Source organism: Paenibacillus puerhi (assembly GCF_009846885.1).
GTDB lineage: Bacteria > Bacillota > Bacilli > Paenibacillales > NBRC-103111 > Paenibacillus_G > Paenibacillus_G puerhi.
Genome location: NZ_WUWM01000066.1, coordinates 1 through 4,924, shown reverse-complemented (window position 1 = coordinate 4,924; position 4,924 = coordinate 1). Strand labels below are relative to the sequence as shown.

Annotated in this window: 2 protein-coding genes; both read right to left on the bottom strand. The window is 41.7% G+C overall.

Translation table 11 applies throughout. The features are described 5' to 3' along the window. Window positions 1-260: 260 nt before the first annotated feature. A complete protein-coding gene (locus GSF01_RS28825) occupies window positions 261-1,970 on the bottom strand; it encodes an RHS repeat-associated core domain-containing protein (protein WP_159888711.1) in 1,710 nt (569 codons plus the stop codon). Beyond that, on the bottom strand, window positions 1,913-4,801 hold the full coding sequence (locus GSF01_RS28820) for an RHS repeat domain-containing protein (protein WP_159888710.1): 2,889 nt from the start codon (window positions 4,799-4,801) through the stop codon (window positions 1,913-1,915). Before GSF01_RS28820 ends, GSF01_RS28825 begins: the two co-directional genes overlap by 58 nt. Window positions 4,802-4,924 lie beyond the last annotated feature (123 nt).

Genomic DNA, 4,924 nt, shown 5'->3' with positions numbered 1-4,924 from the left:
CCATATAATTACCAAATGGACAAAGGCTACCTTTTGATAGGTCATCGACCTTTTGGTCCATGAACGGAATATCCTATTCAGAATAATGTGATAATTAGCTCAGCTAACTTTTATGCAACGCTAGTGATAATAACTAAAGCAATTAGAGAATCTCTATCGTTCATTCTTGTAAAAAAGAATTTTAACCTTAAGTATAAAAATATATTAATTACTATCCAACCCAAAACCACAAATATACTCAATTGTTTTCACCCAATCTATTAATTTCCTCCATAAATAGATTTCAACTCCTCTTTCAGTTGTTCTAAATCTTTTTTGTCATATTTAATGTTATACGATTGAATGGATTGAGCAATCTTATCTATGAAATCAGTTTCGTAAGTTAGTTTACCTTCATCTATTAACTCTTTGATCCTACTTTTTGCATAAGCGGTTTTATGAGCAAGAGTTGTTACATCATTTGAGGTAATTGTCATTAACTTGTCCGTAATAATATCCAAATAATAACTGTCATTGGTCTCCATAATTTTAAAACCATAGTCACCTAATATCAATGCACCGTCCACTATCTTAGCAAATTTTCCTATTGTTTTTATTGCCCTTTTTGCAGCAGTATCGTCATTTTTAATTAGACCACCAACAAAGTCAGCTATTGTTGCTACATTACCAGTAATTTTTAATGCAGATTTCAATGTTTCATCCCTAAACTCTTCCCGTGGCTCTATATCGAATTGTTCAGCATATTTTTCATAAAGCCATTGACCAAGAGGCAAGAAACCTGCTGCAGCATTGGCCGAATCTTGAAATCTACTAGATGCTGCAAATCTAAACATGTCCCCAACCTTATAATACTGAGGTCTATTCCCACTTGGGTCCGTATATCTCAACGGATTATTATGAACATAAGTGTAGAGATTAAGACTCAGCGGATTCGTAAGCTCCCCTTCATACGTATCCTCATTAATAAACCGCCCGATGCCAGGATCATACCACCTTGCCCGCAGATACTGCAATCCTGTGCTACTGTCCCAGTACTCGCCGCTGTAGCGGAAGGGTTGTGGTACTTGTTCTTGTGTGGTCACCGGATTGCCCCAAATATCATATGAATAGGTGTTCAATACCTGACCTGCTGCATTCACAAGTCCTACCACATCGCCATGTCCATTATGCATGTAATATGACTTTGTACCGGTTGCATCTACTCGGGCTACAAGCTGGTTGCCGCGAATATAACTGGCTTTGCGTGTAACTACGCCTCCGCTTACCTGACCTTCTGCGATGATATTTGTTCCATCATAATAGTAGCGGGTTGTGCTTCCGTTCTCCGTCCGCTCTGTCAACAAGCCGTCTCCATTATACTTGTAGGATACTGGGCTTCCCGAACTTCCACTTGCCATGGTCAGCCGATTCTTCTTATCATACGTGTAACTTTGGTCGGTTAGCATCAGTGGCTTCACACTTTGCAAGGTTTGACGATTCCCGCGGCTGTCATACGTATAATTCTCCTGATACTCACTAGAGGTTTGTATCCGACTAAGCTTATCGTAGCTAAAGTTATAGGATTGAGCATCCTCCGTTCGTCCTGTCTGGTTCCCTTTAATATCATACCTATACTGATAGCTATGCAGTGTCCCTCGTCCCGCTTGAACATGAGATAGACTACTTTTCAAGGTTTCATAGTTCCAAGTCGTTGTCAGCCCTTGGAGCAATTGGATAGTTGCTGGCTGATTGTTCTTTTTGTAGGCATATGTCGCATCCCATTGAGCCGGATTCGTCCCCACGTGCTTCAATCGGTTTCTTTCATCATACCTATATTCCGTTACTTGACCAAAAGGGTCTGTCATCTTGTTCCGGTTACCTTGAGTATCATACGTATAGGTGATGCGTTTCTGATCCGGATGCTTGACTTCCGTCAGCCAGCCACTTCCTGGTTCATAGGAATAAGATGTGGTTCCAGTACCATCTTGCATCGATAACCGTCTTCCTGCCGCATCCTGGGTGACCGAATGACTTCGTCAGTTGTCGTGATGTTGTCCATAAAATTTCGGTTATCATACAGGTAAGTCGTGGCATGACCATTGCGATCGATCTTTTTTGACATATTGCTGTTACTATCATAATAGTAGCGCTCAGCTTGTCCCGCGGGGTCAATACGGCGAACCAACCTTCCCATTTCATCATAATGCTTGGTTAACTTGTTGCCATCTGGATATTGAACTTCCGTCAATTGCCCCGCTAAACTATACTTATACGCTGTTTTTTCTTGCATTCCATTAAGTACTGACTTCACTCGCCCCATCGCATCGTACTCGTATTGAGTCCGTGTGATTCCGCTTGCCTCCGAAGCCACGCCCTCGTCCACTACTTTAACCTGTCCTGCGAGGGTGTAGCTCATCTGGATCGAACTAGTCAGTACGCCTGTTGGTGAATAGGACTCCTTCTTTACTACTCTTCCCATCAGATCTAACCATTGCTTGGTCGAGTATCCTTCCGGATCTGTTTCCAAAACCGTCCGATTCACATCATCATATTGAGTGATCGAGCTTGCTCCACCAGGCAACAGCGTGTGGATCAGCCTTCCCCATTTATCGTATTGATAAGTCGTGCGATGTCCTGCCCCGTCTTCTACCCATTCCAGCCTTCCGTATGCATCATATCCATACGTCGCTGCACTCTTCCCTTCAATCCCCGTATGAGTTTTCAGTCCGAGAGGATTCCATCTCGTTATTACCTTAACATTTGTAGGATCTGTTTCTGTCACCGTGTTCTCGCTGTCATTGTATATCAACGTCTGAAGGGTACCATCCGGATTTTTAATAGACAACATTCTTCCTAGCTTATCGTATGTGTATGTTGTCGCATGTCTGTTACCATCAGTAAACGTGGTCATTTGTCCCGTCTGTTTGTTGTACTGATAGTTTTGTACAATTGTTGACTTTTGACCGTCCGCATTCGTTGTTTCTATAGACTGTTGCGTTGGAAATCCTTGCCCGTACGCTGTCCCGTATTGATACACTACTTGAATATCTCGGGCATCATCCTTGAGAGTAACAGTTTTTGGATTTCCTACCGCATCATAGCTGTATTCTGCTTGTCCAAGTAGCTTACCCGTAGCGCCATTCTCCCGTATCGAAGCTTTCTTGACACTATGATAGATCGGATTACGTTCAATTTCGGTAAATATCGACAATCCATCTCCCATAGGGGTTTGGGTTGTTCGGAGCAAGTGTGTTTGATCGTCGTAAGTGAAAGTAGTTGTTACCTGCTCGGGGTTAGTCTCTGAGACCACATTGCCGTACTCATCATACACCCTAGACGTTATTAAGCTGCTGGATTGTTCGGCTCCTCGTTTTACATAAGATGTTGTCTTTATGGGTACAGATCGCCTATTGTTTCTGTCATATTCCATATCTTGAATACGCTGAGTCGTTCCATCATCCTGCTTGATTTGCGTATTATAAATGACTTCAGGAGTTGTGTCGTCGATATAAACTTTATCATAGGTGTACGTTGTGTTTACGCGGCCATTTTTGACAGTAGTGCTAAAGGTCAAGTTTGTCGTTTGAACCTTGGCACCGTCACCCATATATGTATAATCGATGTGATTAGACTTGCTTTCACTACCATTCATATAGGTAACAATATCTTCTCGACTTCCGACACGGAATGCTGTTTCCGATGCTTTATCCCCCAACGACCTCGTGAAGCTCTCGTAAGCATACTCAGTTCTCGCTTGTGTAGGGTGATAGACTTGCTTCAACAGAGCAACATAATTATCTTTGGATTTCCCATAGCCAACTAGATCAAAAGGAACTCGCCCTATCTCATACACGTATGAAGTATTACGGCCTTGAGCATCCTTCACTTGTGCAAGCAGTTCTTTGTTTTGCTGCGGATCCTTAGTCTTGGTATACGTAACGTTCCGGTCGCCTTGAGTAATCCTCACCTCAGTGGTCGAATATGTGATATTGATTTCATTATTCAGCGCATCTCTCACCTTGGTCAAAACATTCCCATAAGGGGCGATGTCTGAATATTCAAATTGAATTGTATTTTTATAAGCATCTGATATCTGAATGAGCTTGCCCGTGGATGAAAAGTATTGTTTTGTTCCGTCTAGCGTTGTTAGAACATATTGGGAGTACATATTATTTACTATTGAGTTATCGTATTCGAGTTTAAGGTCTTTCCATGGATATCCCTTCAAACTAGTACCTACTAACTCATAAGTCTCCCCTCCAAATAATGTGATGTATCGCTTATTATTCGGCTTTGTTTCGATAAATGGTATGTCCCAACTCCAACCCTTGCCTAGTGGGAATCTGTTCTCCTCGGTTGCTCTATCCACTAGTTTGTTCCCATACGCGTATAAATATGGATTGTCTAATAGACATCCATATTGTGGATTTGGCGCTTTAAAATCTCTACATACAGCCACACGACTTCCCGGTTCCTCTAGTACATTCCCGTTTGTAAAAGCTTTGACTGTAAGATACGTGTTATTAAAGCTGAGACTGTCATTAATCATAAATGCGGAACTGCCAGGAAGATCAGGGTCTTGCTTCGCCCAGGTTTTCTGTAGTTTCCTATATTCTTCATTATCAAATTCATAAACCTTAGGGTTTGTCCAGGGAAATTCCCAGTATTTAAGGCTCCCCATATATTGAATTGAAGTAAGGTAGTAGTAGACAAAAAACTTAGGCAAAAAGTAAAAATCACCGCTGCTTCCAGCTTTGGGATCTACAGGCGCCTCGCCATGTTTATAATAAAGCCTTGTCGTTAATCCCGGATAATAACTCATGACCTATGCAGTTGAAGTAAATTATTAGGAATTGATTATCGAAAAAAGACTTGACATTTCGGAAGAGCCCCAATAATTGCGAAGGATACCTTTTAAACGAGGTATATCTTCGAAATTATAGGT